This window comes from Microbacterium deferens (assembly GCF_045517775.1).
Lineage (GTDB): Bacteria > Actinomycetota > Actinomycetes > Actinomycetales > Microbacteriaceae > Microbacterium.
This window is the reverse complement of record NZ_JBEUWT010000001.1, coordinates 1,212,383-1,226,564: the sequence shown is the minus strand read 5'-3', so window position 1 is coordinate 1,226,564 and position 14,182 is coordinate 1,212,383. Positions and strand designations below refer to the sequence as shown.

General features: G+C 67.1%; 20 protein-coding genes. All 20 read left to right on the top strand.

Annotated features, from left to right (window positions below; genetic code table 11):
- Positions 1 to 8: 8 nt before the first annotated feature.
- The 20 genes from ABTU82_RS05915 to rpsQ all read left to right on the top strand — a co-directional run bounded on the left by ABTU82_RS05915 (position 9) and on the right by rpsQ (position 14,179).
- Positions 9 to 839: a hypothetical protein gene (locus ABTU82_RS05915; protein ID WP_407172314.1), complete on the top strand. Its 831-nt coding sequence runs from the start codon at positions 9 to 11 to the stop codon at positions 837 to 839.
- Positions 836 to 1,429: a hypothetical protein gene (locus ABTU82_RS05910; protein WP_407172312.1), complete on the top strand. Its 594-nt coding sequence runs from the start codon at positions 836 to 838 to the stop codon at positions 1,427 to 1,429. The genes ABTU82_RS05915 and ABTU82_RS05910 overlap by 4 nt, the downstream gene beginning before the upstream one ends.
- A complete protein-coding gene (locus ABTU82_RS05905) occupies positions 1,426 to 2,079 on the top strand; it encodes a hypothetical protein (protein WP_133241762.1) in 654 nt (217 codons plus the stop codon). Before ABTU82_RS05910 ends, ABTU82_RS05905 begins: the two co-directional genes overlap by 4 nt.
- A 317-nt stretch (positions 2,080 to 2,396) precedes the next feature.
- Entirely contained in the window at positions 2,397 to 2,765 is a 369-nt protein-coding gene (gene rpsL, locus ABTU82_RS05900) for a 30S ribosomal protein S12 (RefSeq protein ID WP_017201609.1), read from the top strand.
- A gap of 5 nt (positions 2,766 to 2,770) precedes the next feature.
- A complete protein-coding gene (rpsG, locus tag ABTU82_RS05895) occupies positions 2,771 to 3,241 on the top strand; it encodes a 30S ribosomal protein S7 (RefSeq protein ID WP_116648283.1) in 471 nt (156 codons plus the stop codon).
- Positions 3,242 to 3,332: 91 nt separating this feature from the next.
- Positions 3,333 to 5,447: an elongation factor G gene (fusA, locus tag ABTU82_RS05890; RefSeq protein WP_116648284.1), complete on the top strand. Its 2,115-nt coding sequence runs from the start codon at positions 3,333 to 3,335 to the stop codon at positions 5,445 to 5,447.
- Between the two features lie 166 nt (positions 5,448 to 5,613).
- Positions 5,614 to 6,807, top strand: coding sequence for an elongation factor Tu (gene tuf, locus ABTU82_RS05885; protein ID WP_116648285.1), 1,194 nt, complete (start codon positions 5,614 to 5,616; stop codon positions 6,805 to 6,807).
- A gap of 142 nt (positions 6,808 to 6,949) precedes the next feature.
- Positions 6,950 to 7,165, top strand: a complete 216-nt coding sequence (locus ABTU82_RS05880) for an Rv0909 family putative TA system antitoxin (protein WP_121148509.1) — start codon at positions 6,950 to 6,952, stop codon at positions 7,163 to 7,165.
- Positions 7,166 to 7,343: 178 nt separating this feature from the next.
- A complete protein-coding gene (locus tag ABTU82_RS05875) occupies positions 7,344 to 8,294 on the top strand; it encodes a hypothetical protein (RefSeq protein WP_407172309.1) in 951 nt (316 codons plus the stop codon).
- Positions 8,295 to 8,763: 469 nt separating this feature from the next.
- Positions 8,764 to 9,072, top strand: coding sequence for a 30S ribosomal protein S10 (gene rpsJ, locus ABTU82_RS05870; protein ID WP_116648288.1), 309 nt, complete (start codon positions 8,764 to 8,766; stop codon positions 9,070 to 9,072).
- Positions 9,073 to 9,080: 8 nt separating this feature from the next.
- Positions 9,081 to 9,740 (top strand): 50S ribosomal protein L3, encoded by a 660-nt coding sequence (gene rplC, locus ABTU82_RS05865; protein WP_116648289.1) that lies wholly within the window; start codon positions 9,081 to 9,083, stop codon positions 9,738 to 9,740.
- Between the two features lie 4 nt (positions 9,741 to 9,744).
- On the top strand, positions 9,745 to 10,407 hold the full coding sequence (rplD, locus tag ABTU82_RS05860) for a 50S ribosomal protein L4 (protein ID WP_116648290.1): 663 nt from the start codon (positions 9,745 to 9,747) through the stop codon (positions 10,405 to 10,407).
- Complete coding sequence (gene rplW, locus ABTU82_RS05855) at positions 10,404 to 10,700, top strand: 50S ribosomal protein L23 (protein WP_116648291.1); 297 nt, start codon at positions 10,404 to 10,406, stop codon at positions 10,698 to 10,700. Before rplD ends, rplW begins: the two co-directional genes overlap by 4 nt.
- A gap of 25 nt (positions 10,701 to 10,725) precedes the next feature.
- A complete protein-coding gene (rplB, locus tag ABTU82_RS05850) occupies positions 10,726 to 11,565 on the top strand; it encodes a 50S ribosomal protein L2 (RefSeq protein WP_116648292.1) in 840 nt (279 codons plus the stop codon).
- Positions 11,566 to 11,578: 13 nt separating this feature from the next.
- Entirely contained in the window at positions 11,579 to 11,860 is a 282-nt protein-coding gene (gene rpsS, locus ABTU82_RS05845) for a 30S ribosomal protein S19 (RefSeq protein WP_116648293.1), read from the top strand.
- 25 nt (positions 11,861 to 11,885) lie between these two features.
- Positions 11,886 to 12,284 (top strand): 50S ribosomal protein L22, encoded by a 399-nt coding sequence (gene rplV / locus ABTU82_RS05840; RefSeq protein WP_121148515.1) that lies wholly within the window; start codon positions 11,886 to 11,888, stop codon positions 12,282 to 12,284.
- Positions 12,284 to 13,054, top strand: a complete 771-nt coding sequence (gene rpsC, locus ABTU82_RS05835; RefSeq protein WP_116648295.1) for a 30S ribosomal protein S3 — start codon at positions 12,284 to 12,286, stop codon at positions 13,052 to 13,054. The genes rplV and rpsC overlap by 1 nt, the downstream gene beginning before the upstream one ends.
- Positions 13,054 to 13,473, top strand: a complete 420-nt coding sequence (gene rplP / locus ABTU82_RS05830) for a 50S ribosomal protein L16 (RefSeq protein ID WP_116648296.1) — start codon at positions 13,054 to 13,056, stop codon at positions 13,471 to 13,473. Before rpsC ends, rplP begins: the two co-directional genes overlap by 1 nt.
- Complete coding sequence (gene rpmC, locus ABTU82_RS05825; protein WP_116648297.1) at positions 13,473 to 13,784, top strand: 50S ribosomal protein L29; 312 nt, start codon at positions 13,473 to 13,475, stop codon at positions 13,782 to 13,784. The genes rplP and rpmC overlap by 1 nt, the downstream gene beginning before the upstream one ends.
- The gene (gene rpsQ, locus ABTU82_RS05820) at positions 13,784 to 14,179 is read left to right on the top strand and encodes a 30S ribosomal protein S17 (RefSeq protein WP_407172306.1); all 396 of its coding nucleotides are present in this window, start codon (positions 13,784 to 13,786) and stop codon (positions 14,177 to 14,179) included. Before rpmC ends, rpsQ begins: the two co-directional genes overlap by 1 nt.
- Positions 14,180 to 14,182 lie beyond the last annotated feature (3 nt).

The window sequence follows — 14,182 nt, the reverse complement described above, 5'->3', positions numbered from 1 at the left end:
TGTCCGACATGACCACGGGTGTCGTCGCCGAGCTGAAGGACCGCATCCCGGATTTGCGTCGCCGCACACGCCTGGACGCCGTCGTCGAGGCGTCGCGTGCAGCCCTCCTCGTGGCGGTGCCCCGCCTGCGCGGCGACTACGACAGCGTCGTTCGTCGTGCAGGTCCGGCGCCGGCGAGACCTTCGCGTCCGACGTGGGGCGTGCGCGACACCGTCACCGTCGTCGCTCTGCTCCTGGGACTCCTCGTGGCCGGCCTCGTTCTGCCGTCCCCGCGCAACGGCCGCCCCGCGCTCGGGGTCGACACCGCTGCTCTCTGGGTGGGCCTGTGCGCGGTCGCCGCGTTCGCGATCTTCGTCGCTCTCGAACGGGGCCGACGCGACACCCTCCTGCTCGGTGCCCACACGCGGGGCGCCTGGCGCCTGTTCGTCGTGCTCGCCGTGGTGTGGGCGGCGGTGTTCGTCTACATGGTGCTCAACGGGGACGACGTCGACCGCTTCGAGCCCCAGGCTCCGATCGCCGGATTCGTTCTCCTCGGGCTGTCGGTCGTGGGTATGGCGGGGCTCGCGATCGTGGCGCGTCGTCGCGACCGTGTCGCGCTGCTCGACCCCGCCGTGGCGGCGAAGGACGAATGGGGAGTCAGCGCCGGCGGCGACGACCCCATCGACGAGTGGTGGGCTTCTCTGCCCACGAAACTCGCGCCCGCCGAGCGGTCGGTCGCCGACCGCTCGTACGGCACCGCGATCGAGGTGCTGGAGCGCGAGGGCATCATCCGCGGCGGCGACGCACGTCGCCTCCGTCGGAAGAATCCGTCGGTGGTCTGGAGAGGAGACGCCGGATGAGCGCCGTAGAGGTGATCTTCGACAACGATCGCTGGATACGGGTGCCTCTGGACTACGCGGATACCCCGTGGCGCGACGCCGAGGAGTGGGCCGACTGGCTCGCGGAATCGGCCACGAGCGGTCGGCCGGACGCCGAGACCGTCGCGCCCCTCGTGCGCTCCGGCGCACGCGCGGTCGCCCTGTTCCCCGCCGCTCACGTGTGGGCCCGGTTCTGGCACTATCCGATCGCGTCGATCCCGACCGGATTCGCCGACGTCTACGTCCAGAGTCGCGAACCCGACGGTACGGATGCGGAGGATCTGCTCCCCGATCCGGGCTTCACGGCGCTCGATCCGGTCGTGGAGGTCTTCTCGATCGACGGGTTCATCTCCGCGGCACGCCGTCACAGCCTCCCGCTCGTGCTGCGTTCAGAGGACGACGCCGAGCCCGCGGTACTGCCGCGGCTCGAATGGCTGGGCGTCACGCCCGAGTGGGTCTGCTACCTGGTCACGAACGACCACGACCCCGCGGCGATCGCCGACCGGGAAGCCGACGTCGAGGCGCTGTTCCGCAGTATGGCGGAACCCCGCGGACGAGAGACGGATCGATGACTTTGCGCGAAGAACTCATCGGCCGCCGAGCCGCTCCGCCCCGGCCCGCGCCCTACCGCCTCCTGGCCCCGGCGGGATGGCGGAGGGTTCCCGCCGAGGTCCTCACCGACGTCTTCGGCGAGACGGCGGTCGAGCGCCTGAAGGAGGCCGGTCGGCCGGATCTCGTGCTGCAGATGCGGGGGATGCTGTCGCAGCTGCGACGATCCCTGCGGTCGACCCACGTGTTCGAGGCATACCTCCCGCCGACCCTCGACGGCGATCCCCAGCCGGCCGTGCTGACGGTGGCGCCCTTCGTGCGTCCGAGCGACGTCTCGTGGGCCGGTGCGGTCGCTCGTGCCGCCCGAGGTGCCGAGGTCGTCCAGCCGGACTTCACGGCGACCCCGATGTGGCGGTGGGCGAACGATCACAGCGATCGGCGCGGCACGGAAGAGCCCGCGATCCGCACGCGTGCGCAGCACTACGTCGTTCCGGTGGGCGTCGATGCATCCGAACGCCGCGGGCTCCATTTCGTCCACACCGTCCTGGCCGCCGACGACACGCAGCCCGCGCTGTCGGACGACGCCCTCACCCCGACCAGGCTCACGGAACTGCTGCTCGAGACCGGCGACGTCATCCTGAGCACCTTCCGGTGGACCGACGTCGAAGACTGACGCAGCTTCCCCGCCTCGAGGATGCGCGGCATCCGGTGTCGTTTGCCCGCACCCCTCCCGGGGGCGTATGATTGGGCGGGTGTGCGCTCACGCGCGCCCTGCGTCGTGCCCCCGGTGTCTCGCAGGAGCGTTGGTCGCACCATCTCAGGGATGGGCCTGCGAACAGGTCACCCCCACGGCATATCCACCACGAGAAGCGTCAGATCATTCTGCCGCTCGGTGGGTCTATGTGAGCCCGCAACGTCATGAATCGAAAGATCCGGATGCTGCGGGGGAGACACACCCGCTGTCACCGTGCAGCACAACAAGGAGAGAACGTGCCAACTATTCAGCAGTTGGTTCGCAAGGGACGCTCGCCGAAGGTCACCAAGACCAAGGCTCCCGCCCTGAAGTCGAACCCCCAGCAGGCCGGTGTCTGCACCCGCGTCTACACGACGACCCCGAAGAAGCCGAACTCGGCCATGCGCAAGGTTGCCCGTGTGAAGCTCCGCAACGGCACCGAGGTCACCGCCTACATCCCCGGCGAGGGCCACAACCTGCAGGAGCACTCGCTCGTGCTCGTCCGCGGCGGTCGTGTGAAAGACCTCCCCGGTGTCCGCTACAAGATCGTCCGCGGTGCACTCGACACCCAGGCCGTCAAGAACCGTAAGCAGGCTCGCAGCCGCTACGGCGCGAAGAAGGGCTGAGTCAGATGCCTCGTAAAGGTCCCGTCACCAAGCGTCCGGTCGTCAACGACCCGGTCTACGGTGCTCCGATCGTCAGCCAGCTGGTCAACAAGATCCTCGTCGACGGCAAGAAGTCGATCGCGGAATCGATCGTCTACACCGCCCTCAAGGGCGTCGAGGCGAAGAACAGCCAGGACGCCGTCGCCACCCTCAAGAAGGCGCTCGACAACGTGCGCCCCACCCTCGAGGTCAAGAGCCGCCGCGTCGGTGGCTCCACCTACCAGGTGCCGATCGAAGTGAAGCCCCACCGTGCGAACACGCTGGCCCTGCGCTGGCTCGTGAGCTACGCGAAGGCCCGCCGCGAGAAGACCATGATCGAGCGTCTCCAGAACGAGATCCTCGACGCCTCGAACGGCCTCGGTGCCGCGGTCAAGCGCCGCGAAGACACCCACAAGATGGCCGAGTCGAACCGCGCCTTCGCGCACTACCGCTGGTAATACGCCTGAACGTCGACCTCCGGGTCCCGAGCCTGTCGAAGGGCCCGGAGGTCGACGGAATGTCCCTCTCCACAAGTTAGGAACCCCGCCCGTGGCACAAGACGTGCTCACCGACCTCACCAAGGTCCGCAACATCGGCATCATGGCGCACATCGATGCCGGCAAGACGACGACGACCGAGCGCATCCTCTTCTACACGGGCGTCAACCACAAGATCGGCGAGACGCACGATGGCGCCTCGACCACCGACTGGATGGAGCAGGAGCAGGAACGCGGCATCACGATCACGTCGGCCGCCGTCACCTGCTTCTGGGACAAGAACCAGATCAACATCATCGACACCCCCGGTCACGTCGACTTCACCGTCGAGGTGGAGCGCTCGCTCCGCGTCCTCGACGGCGCCGTCGCCGTCTTCGACGGCAAGGAGGGCGTCGAGCCCCAGTCCGAGACCGTGTGGCGTCAGGCCGACAAGTACGACGTCCCCCGCATCTGCTTCGTCAACAAGATGGACAAGCTGGGCGCCGACTTCTACTTCACCGTCGACACGATCGTCAACAAGCTGAAGGCCAAGCCGCTCGTCATCCAGCTCCCCATCGGCGCGGAGAACGACTTCGTCGGCGTCATCGACCTCGTCGAGATGCGCGCCCTGGTCTGGCCCGGCGACTCCAAGGGTGACGTCACCATGGGAGCGAAGTACGAGATCCAGGAGATCCCGGCCGACCTCGCCGACAAGGCCGCCGAGTACCGCGAGCTGCTGCTCGAGACCGTCGCCGAGTCGGACGAGGAGCTTCTCGAGAAGCACTTCGGCGGCGAGGAGCTGACCGTGGCCGAGGTCAAGGCCGCGATCCGCAAGCTCACCATCGCGTCCGAGGTCTACCCGGTCCTGTGCGGTTCGGCGTTCAAGAACCGCGGCGTGCAGCCCATGCTCGACGCGGTCGTCGACTACCTCCCGTCGCCCCTCGACGTGCCGGCCATCGAGGCCCACGACCCGAAGGACGAAGAGATCGTCATCGAGCGTCACGCCGACCGCGAAGAGCCGTTCACGGCCCTCGCGTTCAAGATCGTGACGCACCCGTTCTTCGGTCGTCTCACCTACATCCGCGTCTACTCCGGTCACCTCGACTCCGGCGGACAGGTCGTCAACTCGACCAAGTCCAAGAAGGAGCGCATCGGGAAGATCTTCCAGATGTACGCGAACAAGGAGAACCCGGTCGACTCGGTCACCGCGGGTCACATCTACGCGGTCATCGGCCTCAAGGACACGACCACGGGCGACACGCTCTCCGACTCGCAGCACCAGGTCGTGCTCGAGTCGATGACGTTCCCCGAGCCGGTCATCGAGGTCGCCATCGAGCCCAAGACCAAGGCCGACCAGGAGAAGCTGGGTCTCGCGATCCAGAAGCTCGCGGAGGAGGACCCGACGTTCCGCGTCGAGCAGAACTCCGACACCGGTCAGACCGTCATCAAGGGCATGGGCGAGCTCCACCTCGACATCCTGGTCGACCGCATGAAGCGCGAGTTCCGCGTCGAGGCGAACGTCGGAAAGCCCCAGGTGGCCTACCGCGAGACGATCAAGAAGGCCGTCGAGCGTCACGACTACACGCACAAGAAGCAGACCGGTGGTTCGGGTCAGTTCGCGAAGATCCAGTTCGCGATCGAGCCGCTCGAGGTCACGGCCGACAAGACGTACGAGTTCGAGAACAAGGTCAGCGGTGGCCGCATCCCGCGCGAGTACATCGGCCCCACCGACCAGGGTTTCCAGGACGCCATGAACGTCGGCGTGCTTGCCGGCTACCCCATGGTCGGCGTCAAAGCCATCCTGCTCGACGGTGCGTCGCACGACGTCGACTCCTCGGAAATGGCGTTCAAGATCGCCGGCTCCATGGGATTCAAGGAAGCCGTCCGCAAGGCGAACCCCATCATCCTCGAGCCCATCATGGGCGTCGAGGTGCGTACTCCCGAGGAGTACATGGGTGACGTCATCGGCGACCTCAACTCGCGTCGTGGCCAGATCCAGTCGATGGAAGATGCCCAGGGCGTCAAGGTCGTCAAGGCGAACGTCCCCCTCTCGGAGATGTTCGGCTACATCGGCGACCTGCGCTCGAAGACCTCCGGCCGTGCCGTCTACTCCATGGAGTTCGACAGCTACGCCGAGGTGCCGCGCGCGGTGGCCGACGAGATCGTCCAGAAGACCAAGGGCGAGTAACTCCGCCCTCCGGATGCTGCCGGTGCCGCGCCCCGGTGAGGGGCCGGCAGCATCCACCCCACAACTTCACATCACACCTCTACTAAGCTGAGAACCATCCCCGTAGAGAACCGGTCGCAAACCAGTGCCCGGACCCTCTACACATGACCGTCCTGAGGAGGACCCAGTGGCTAAGGCCAAGTTCGAGCGGACCAAGCCGCACGTGAACATCGGAACGATCGGTCACGTCGACCACGGCAAGACCACGCTCACCGCTGCCATCTCGAAGGTGCTCGCCGACAAGTACCCGTCGGCCACCAACGTTCAGCGTGACTTCGCGTCGATCGACTCGGCGCCGGAAGAGCGTCAGCGTGGTATCACGATCAACATCTCGCACGTCGAGTACGAGACCCCCAAGCGTCACTACGCCCACGTCGATGCGCCGGGCCACGCTGACTACATCAAGAACATGATCACCGGTGCTGCCCAGATGGACGGCGCGATCCTCGTGGTCGCCGCCACCGACGGCCCGATGGCTCAGACCCGTGAGCACGTTCTGCTCGCCAAGCAGGTCGGCGTCCCCTACCTGCTCGTCGCGCTGAACAAGTCCGACATGGTCGACGACGAGGAGATCCTGGAGCTCGTCGAGCTCGAGGTTCGCGAGCTGCTCTCGAGCCAGGACTTCGACGGCGACAACGCCCCCGTCGTCCGCGTCTCGGGCCTCAAGGCTCTCGAGGGCGACGCCGAGTGGGTCGAGAAGATCGTCGAGCTCATGGAAGCCGTCGACGCGTCCATCCCCGACCCGGTGCGTGACAAGGACAAGCCGTTCCTCATGCCCGTCGAGGACGTCTTCACGATCACCGGTCGTGGAACCGTCGTCACCGGCCGCGCCGAGCGTGGCACGCTGGCGATCAACTCCGAGGTCGAGATCGTCGGCATCCGTCCGACGCAGAAGACGATCGTCACCGGTATCGAGATGTTCCACAAGCAGCTCGACGAGGCCTGGGCCGGCGAGAACTGTGGTCTGCTCCTGCGCGGCACCAAGCGTGACGACGTCGAGCGTGGCCAGGTCGTCGTGAAGCCGGGTTCGGTTACGCCGCACACCGGGTTCGAGGGCACCGCCTACATCCTGTCGAAGGAAGAGGGCGGCCGTCACAACCCGTTCTTCACGAACTACCGCCCGCAGTTCTACTTCCGCACCACCGACGTCACCGGCGTCATCACGCTGCCCGAGGGCACCGAGATGGTCATGCCCGGCGACACCACCGACATGACGGTCGAGCTGATCCAGCCCATCGCCATGGAAGAGGGCCTCGGCTACGCGATCCGTGAGGGTGGCCGCACCGTCGGCGCCGGCACGGTCACGAAGATCCTCAAGTAACACCTCCGCTCGCCCCGCGAGCGAACGAGCAGCCCCCCGGGTCCATCAGGATCCGGGGGGCTTTCTCGTTCGCGCGCCAGCCCTTGCAGGGCAGGGAGGCGGCGTCCGAGAATGAGGATCCCGATCACGAGGAGGTCCCACCATGGGAGTCGACGACATCATCAACAAGGGCAAGCAGATGTTCGAGCAGAACCGCGACAAGATCGAGGAGGCCCTCAAGAGCGAGAAGGCCGAAGACGTCAGCGACAAGTTCCTCGACGGCGCCGCCGACGCGATCAAGAAGGTCGCTCCCGAGCAGCACCACGGGAAGATCGACGAGGTCCGCGCCAACGTCGACAAGAACATCGGCAACCAGTAGCGCCGCACCGAAAGTGCCCGTTTCTGCCGAACGTGCCCGTTGAGACGGGCACCCCCGGCGGGAACGGGCACTTTCGACGTCTGGCGTCCTCTCCTCCCCAGGGCGGGGCGCTGAGCGGATGACGCGGGGTCGCGCGATCGAGGGGCCGGGGGAGCGCGGGCGGGGGCATCCTCGGGGGATGCGCGCCGATGGACCCCTCATTCGCACCGCCGATCTCGCCCGCGTCGGAACCGCCGGCGCCGTCAGGGCGCAGATGCGCGCGGGCACTCTGGCGCGCCTGCGGTCGGGGGCGTACGTCGACCCCGACGCGTGGGAGGCGGCGCCTCCCGAGCAGAGGATCCTCCTCCGGGCCCATGCCGTTGCCGCGCGTGCGACGCATGCGCCCGTCTTCGTGGCGACGACCGCCGCCGCCGCGTGGGGGCTGCCGCTCCTGCGGGTCGGTGACGACCGTGTCCACGTCGCGCAGCGGGGCGCCGGGCACAAGAGCCGCGGCGACGTCGTGCGGCACGCGCTGGCGATCGGCGACGACCTCGCTGAGCGGCACGGACTCGTGGTCACCTCTCTCGCGCGCACCCTCTTCGACGTCGCCCGTCTGACGCGCGTGGAGACAGCGCTCGCGGCGGTGGACGGCGGCCTCCGGGCGGTGGCCTGGAGGGGGCCCGGGCGCTACGACGACGATGCGGCCGAGGCCCTGCGCGAGAGCCTGGAGACGATGGCGGATGCGGCGGGCCCGGCCCGCGGCATCCGCCAGGCGCGTTTCGTCATCGCCTTCGCCGACGGGCGCGCGCAGCTGCCGGGAGAGAGCGTCAGCAGGCTGTGGATGCACCGCGTGAGGGCGGAGGCACCGGTGCTGCAGACCGAGGTGCGCGTGCGGGATGGGCGGCGGGCCTACCCCGACTTCGCGTGGCCGAGGCGGCGGCGGTTCGGCGAGTTCGACGGTGACGGGAAGTACGTCGATCCCGGAATGACCGGTGGCCGCAGCATCCGCGAGACGTTGCGCGATCAGCGCGCTCGAGAGTCCGCGGTCACGGAGGCCACCGGGTGGCTGCCCGTCCGCTGGGGATGGGAGCGCCTGGCCTCGCTGACGGCCTTCGCGGCGTTCCTGCGCTCCCACGACGTGCTCGACTGACGCCGAGAGTGCCCGAATCCGCCATTCGAGGCCGCAATTTCGGGCGCCCTCGGCCGAAAGGGGCACCCTCGGTGTGTGCGAGGCTGGGGGAGCGCTGCATATCGCCTGTCGCGACACGCCCGGGTTTGCGACACGCCCGGGCGGCACGTAGACTAATCCAGTTCCACACTCCGGTGGTCGCTCTGTGTGCCGCCGGTCACTGCCAGGGCAGTGCATAGCGACACGAAAGTGAGCTAGGCCGCGGGCAGGAGAACATCCCACCGAAACCCTCCACTCTTTCGGGAGTGCGTCTTCGTGCGCGAGGAGGGGCGGGCCGGATGCTTCGGCAGCCGGTTTGACAGCAGAACAGCGGTGCAGCATCGCTCGTGAGAGCGAGCAGAAGTGCCAGGGCGCGCAAGCGCCGTCGTGCGTCCAATGCCACCGGGTCCGAATGGCCCGGGGTAAGACGCGTAAAGAGAGAGAGCAGACAATGGCGGGACAGAAGATCCGCATTCGCCTGAAGTCGTACGATCACGCCGGACTCGACTCGTCCGCGCGCAAGATCGTCGACACCGTGACCCGTGCCGGCGCTACGGTCGTCGGCCCCGTGCCGCTTCCGACCGAGAAGAACGTCATCGCGGTCATCCGGTCGCCGCACAAGTACAAGGACAGCCGCGAGCACTTCGAGATGCGCACCCACAAGCGCTTGATCGACATCATCGACCCGACGCCCAAGGCCGTCGATTCGCTGATGCGTCTCGACCTCCCGGCCGATGTCAACATCGAGATCAAGCTCTGAGGTTCGACATGGCTGACATCAACTCCAAGATTTCCAAGGGCCTGCTGGGCACCAAGCTGGGCATGACCCAGGTCTGGGATGCCAACGGCAAGCTCGTTCCCGTCACCGTCATCGAGGTGGCTCCGAACGTGGTCACCCAGGTTCGCACCCCCGAGAAGGACGGCTACAACGCCGTGCAGATCGCCTACGGGCAGATCGACCCCCGCAAGGTGAACAAGCCCCTGACGGCCCACTTCGAGGCCGCGGGCGTCACCCCCCGTCGTCACGTCACCGAGATCCGCACCGCGGACGCCGGCGACTACTCGCTCGGGCAGGAACTCACCGCGGAAGGCCTCTTCGAGGCCGGCCAGCTGGTCGACGTCGTCGGCACCAGCAAGGGCAAGGGAACCGCCGGTGTCATGAAGCGTCACAACTTCAAGGGCGTCTCGGCATCGCACGGTTCGCACCGCAACCACCGCAAGCCCGGTTCGATCGGCGCATCGTCGACCCCGAGCCGTGTTTTCAAGGGCATGCGCATGGCCGGCCGTATGGGCGGCGAGCGCGTGACCGTCCTCAACCTCACGGTGCACGCCGTCGACGCCGAGAAGGGTCTGCTGCTCGTCAAGGGCGCCGTCCCCGGCGCACGTGGCCGCATCGTCTACGTCCGCAACGCAGTGAAGGGTGCCTGAACTCATGGCTGACTCGACTCTCGCGCTCGACGTGCTGAAGGCAGACGGCAAGAAGGCTGGCTCCGTGGAGCTGCCCGCCGCGATCTTCGACGTCAAGACGAACATTCCGCTGATCCACCAGGTCGTCGTCGCGCAGCGCGCGGCGGCTCGCCAGGGAACCCACTCGACCAAGCGTCGTGGTGAGGTCTCCGGTGCCGGCCGCAAGCCGTTCAAGCAGAAGGGAACCGGTAACGCCCGTCAGGGTTCGATCCGTGCTCCCCACATGACCGGTGGTGGCATCGTCCACGGTCCGAAGCCCCGCGACTACGGGCAGCGGACCCCCAAGAAGATGATCTCGGCCGCCCTCCTCGGCGCACTGAGCGACCGCGCACGCGGCGACCGTCTCCACATCATCGACTCGTTCGGGTTCGACGGCACGCCGTCGACGAAGGCCGCAGCATCCGTGCTCGGTGCCCTCTCGGCGACGAAGAACGTGCTGGTCGTCATCGAGCGCGGCGACGACGTCGCCGTGAAGAGCGTCCGCAACCTCGCGTACGTCCACGTCCTCACGTTCGACCAGCTCAACGCGTACGACGTGCTCGTCTCGGACGACATCGTCTTCACCAAGGCCGCGTACGACGCCTTCGTCGCGTCGAAGTCGGCGACCACCCAGGAGGTGTCGGCATGACCGTAAACAAGGACCCGCGCGACATCATCCTGAAGCCGGTCGTCTCGGAGAAGAGCTACGGGCTCATCGACGAGGGCAAGTACACGTTCTACGTGGACACCCGCGCCACCAAGACCGAGATCAAGCTCGCCATCGAGAAGATCTTCGACGTCAAGGTCGCCGCGGTGAACACCATCAACCGCGTCGGCAAGGCGCGTCGCACCCGCTTCGGCCTCGGCAAGCGCAAGGACACCAAGCGCGCCATCGTCACGCTGAAGTCGGGCACCATCGACATCTTCACGGCAGTCGGCTGACGGTCGGGACTGAGGACTACAGAACATGGCTATTCGCAAGTACAAGCCCACGACCCCGGGTCGCCGCGGTTCGTCGGTGGCAGACTTCGCCGAGATCACGCGATCGACGCCTGAGAAGTCGCTGCTCCGACCGCTGTCGAAGACCGGTGGCCGCAACAACCAGGGCCGCATCACCACGCGTCACATCGGTGGCGGCCACAAGCGCCAGTACCGTCTGATCGACTTCCGTCGCAACGACAAGGACGGCATCGACGCCAAGGTCGCTCACATCGAGTACGACCCCAACCGCACCGCGCGCATCGCGCTGCTGCACTACGCGGACGGCGAGAAGCGCTACATCATCGCGCCGAACAAGCTGTCGCAGGGCGACGTCATCGAGTCGGGTGCCGGTGCTGACATCAAGCCCGGCAACAACCTGCCGCTGCGCAACATCCCGACCGGTACGGTCATCCACGCCATCGAGCTCCGCCCCGGCGGCGGCGCGAAGCTGGCGCGTTCGGCCGGCGCATCCGTGCGTCTGGTCGCCAAGGATGGCCCGTACGCCCAGCTGCGTCTGCCCTCGGGCGAGATCCGCAACGTCGACGTGCGCTGCCGCGCCACGATCGGCGAGGTCGGCAACGCCGAGCAGTCGAACATCAACTGGGGCAAGGCCGGTCGCAACCGTTGGAAGGGCATCCGCCCGACCGTCCGCGGTGTCGCGATGAACCCGGTCGACCACCCGCACGGTGGTGGTGAGGGCAAGACGTCCGGTGGACGTCACCCCGTGACCCCGTGGGGTCAGAAGGAGGGGCGCACCCGCCACCCCAACAAGGAGAGCGACAAGCTCATCGTCCGTCGTCGTACCGCCGGCAAGAAGCGCAAGTAGGTAGGAACAGAAGATGCCACGCAGTCTTAAGAAGGGCCCCTTCGTCGACGAGCACCTGCTTCGCAAGGTCGTGTCGCAGAACGAAGCCGGTACCAAGAACGTGATCAAGACCTGGTCGCGTCGATCGATGATCATCCCCGCCATGCTCGGCCACACCGTGGCCGTGCACGACGGTCGCAAGCACATCCCCGTGTTCGTGACCGAGACCATGGTGGGCCACAAACTGGGCGAGTTCGCGCCCACCCGCACCTTCCGCGGCCATGAGAAGGACGACAAGAAGGGCCGCCGCCGCTGACGCGGGGGCGCTAGAGGAGAGAGAAATGGTGGAGTCCATCGCACGCGTGCGACACATCCGCGTGACCCCTCAGAAGGCTCGTCGTGTCGTTGCGCTCATCAAGGGCAAGCAGGCCGCTGAGGCCCTCGCCATCCTGAAGTTCGCGCCGCAGGGCGCGAGCGAGCCGATCTACAAGCTCGTCGCCTCGGCGATGGCGAACGCTCGGGTCACGGCCGACAAGACGAACGAGTACCTCGACGACCAGGATCTGTTCGTCGCGAACGCGTACGTCGATGAGGGCGCGACGCTGAAGCGCTTCCGTCCCCGTGCCCAGGGCCGCGCTTTCCAGATCAAGAAGCGCACGAGCCACATCACGGTCGTGCTGTCGACGCCCGAGGCGCCGACGGCCGAGGCCGGAACCCCGACCAAGAAGGCGAGCAAGTAATGGGCCAGAAAGTCAACCCGTACGGCTTCCGCCTCGGTATCACCACGGACCACGTGTCCCGGTGGTTCTCCGACTCGACGAAGCCGGGTCAGCGCTACGCCGACTACGTGGCGGAGGACATCAAGATCCGTCGTCTGCTCACCACGTCGCTCGACCGCGCCGGTGTCAGCAGCATCGAGATCGAGCGCACCCGTGACCGCGTCCGCGTCGACATCCACACCGCCCGCCCGGGCATCGTGATCGGTCGTCGTGGCGCCGAGGCCGAGCGCATCCGCGCCGACCTCGAGAAGCTCACCGGCAAGCAGATCCAGCTGAACATCCTCGAGGTCAAGAACCCCGAGGCCGACGCTCAGCTCGTCGCGCAGGGCATCGCCGAGCAGCTCGTGGGTCGTGTGGCGTTCCGCCGCGCGATGCGCAAGGGCATGCAGGGTGCACAGCGCGCCGGCGCCAAGGGTGTCCGCATCCAGGTCTCCGGCCGCCTCGGCGGCGCCGAGATGAGCCGGTCGGAGTTCTACCGCGAAGGCCGTGTGCCCCTGCACACGCTCCGCGCGAACATCGACTACGGCTTCTACGAGGCGAAGACCACCTTCGGCCGCATCGGCGTGAAGGTCTGGATCTACAACGGCGACATGACCAACAAGGAGCTCGCTCGCGAGCAGGCCAACGCGCCGAAGTCCCGCGGTCGCGACGACCGTGGCGACCGCGGCGACCGCCGTCCGCCGCGCAGCCCCCGCAACGAGGCCCCCGTGGCAGAAGGAGCGTCGGCGTAATGCTCATCCCCCGTAAGGTCAAGTACCGCAAGCAGCACCACCCCGGGCGGTCCGGTCAGGCGACCGGCGGCACCGAGGTGAGCTTCGGCGAGTACGGCATCCAGGCACTGACTCCCGCCTATGTGACCAACCGTCAGATCGAGTCCGCTCGTATCGCCATGACGCGTCACATCAAGCGTGGTGGAAAGGTGTGGATCAACATCTACCCCGACCGTCCGTTGACCAAGAAGCCCGCCGAAACCCGCATGGGTTCCGGTAAGGGTTCGCCCGAGTGGTGGGTCGCGAACGTCAAGCCGGGCCGGGTCCTCTTCGAGGTCTCCGGTGTCGACGAGTCCCTCGCTCGCGAGGCGCTCACCCGGGCAATTCACAAGCTGCCCCTCAAGGCACGCATCATCAAGCGCGAGGAGGGCGACGCGTAATGGCGATCGGCACCAAGCAGCTCGCCCCGAGCGAGCTCGACACGTTCGAAGACCAGCGTCTGGTCGAAGAGCTGCGCAAGGCCAAGGAAGAGCTGTTCAACCTGCGCTTCCAGTCGGCCACCGGCCAGCTCGAGAGCCACGGCCGCATCCGCGCCGTCAAGCGCGACATCGCGCGGCTTTACACCGTCATCCGTGAGCGCGAGCTCGGCATCCGTGCCACTCCCGCTCCGGTGGAGGCGACGAAGGCGAAGAAGACCAAGGCCAAGAAGGCGGATGCCGCTGACTCGGCCGCGAAGGAAGAGGCCGAGTGATGGCTGAGACCACCGAGAAGAAGACGGCTCCCGCCCGCAAGGCGTCGACCAAGGCAGCTGCGGCCGCCGAGGCGCCCGTCGTGGACGAGGCCGTGCAGGCCAAGGGACACGAGAGCTCCGAGCGCGATGTGCGCGACGCGGACGCTCGCGGTTACCGCAAGTCGCGCCGTGGCTACGTCACCAGCGACAAGATGGACAAGACCATCGTCGTCGAGGTCGAAGACCGCGTGAAGCACCCGCTCTACGGCAAGGTCATCCGTCGCACCTCCAAGGTGAAGGCGCACGACGAGACGAACTCCGCCGGCATCGGCGACCTCGTGCTGATCAACGAGACCCGTCCGCTCAGCGCCACCAAGCGGTGGCGTCTGGTCGAGGTCCTCGAGAAGGCGAAGTAACCC

Bases quoted from the DNA above. Each gene is read 5' to 3' on its own strand.
- ABTU82_RS05915 (WP_407172314.1), top strand. From the start codon at position 9: ATGACCACGGGTGTCGTCGCCGAGCTGAAGGACCGCATCCCGGATTTG.
- ABTU82_RS05910 (WP_407172312.1), top strand. From the start codon at position 836: ATGAGCGCCGTAGAGGTGATCTTCGACAACGATCGCTGGATACGGGTG.
- ABTU82_RS05905 (WP_133241762.1), top strand. From the start codon at position 1,426: ATGACTTTGCGCGAAGAACTCATCGGCCGCCGAGCCGCTCCGCCCCGG.
- rpsG (WP_116648283.1), top strand. From the start codon at position 2,771: ATGCCTCGTAAAGGTCCCGTCACCAAGCGTCCGGTCGTCAACGACCCG.
- ABTU82_RS05880 (WP_121148509.1), top strand. From the start codon at position 6,950: ATGGGAGTCGACGACATCATCAACAAGGGCAAGCAGATGTTCGAGCAG.
- ABTU82_RS05875 (WP_407172309.1), top strand. From the start codon at position 7,344: ATGCGCGCCGATGGACCCCTCATTCGCACCGCCGATCTCGCCCGCGTC.
- rpsJ (WP_116648288.1), top strand. From the start codon at position 8,764: ATGGCGGGACAGAAGATCCGCATTCGCCTGAAGTCGTACGATCACGCC.
- rplC (WP_116648289.1), top strand. From the start codon at position 9,081: ATGGCTGACATCAACTCCAAGATTTCCAAGGGCCTGCTGGGCACCAAG.
- rplD (WP_116648290.1), top strand. From the start codon at position 9,745: ATGGCTGACTCGACTCTCGCGCTCGACGTGCTGAAGGCAGACGGCAAG.
- rplW (WP_116648291.1), top strand. From the start codon at position 10,404: ATGACCGTAAACAAGGACCCGCGCGACATCATCCTGAAGCCGGTCGTC.
- rplB (WP_116648292.1), top strand. From the start codon at position 10,726: ATGGCTATTCGCAAGTACAAGCCCACGACCCCGGGTCGCCGCGGTTCG.
- rpsS (WP_116648293.1), top strand. From the start codon at position 11,579: ATGCCACGCAGTCTTAAGAAGGGCCCCTTCGTCGACGAGCACCTGCTT.
- rplV (WP_121148515.1), top strand. From the start codon at position 11,886: ATGGTGGAGTCCATCGCACGCGTGCGACACATCCGCGTGACCCCTCAG.
- rpsC (WP_116648295.1), top strand. From the start codon at position 12,284: ATGGGCCAGAAAGTCAACCCGTACGGCTTCCGCCTCGGTATCACCACG.
- rplP (WP_116648296.1), top strand. From the start codon at position 13,054: ATGCTCATCCCCCGTAAGGTCAAGTACCGCAAGCAGCACCACCCCGGG.
- rpmC (WP_116648297.1), top strand. From the start codon at position 13,473: ATGGCGATCGGCACCAAGCAGCTCGCCCCGAGCGAGCTCGACACGTTC.
- rpsQ (WP_407172306.1), top strand. From the start codon at position 13,784: ATGGCTGAGACCACCGAGAAGAAGACGGCTCCCGCCCGCAAGGCGTCG.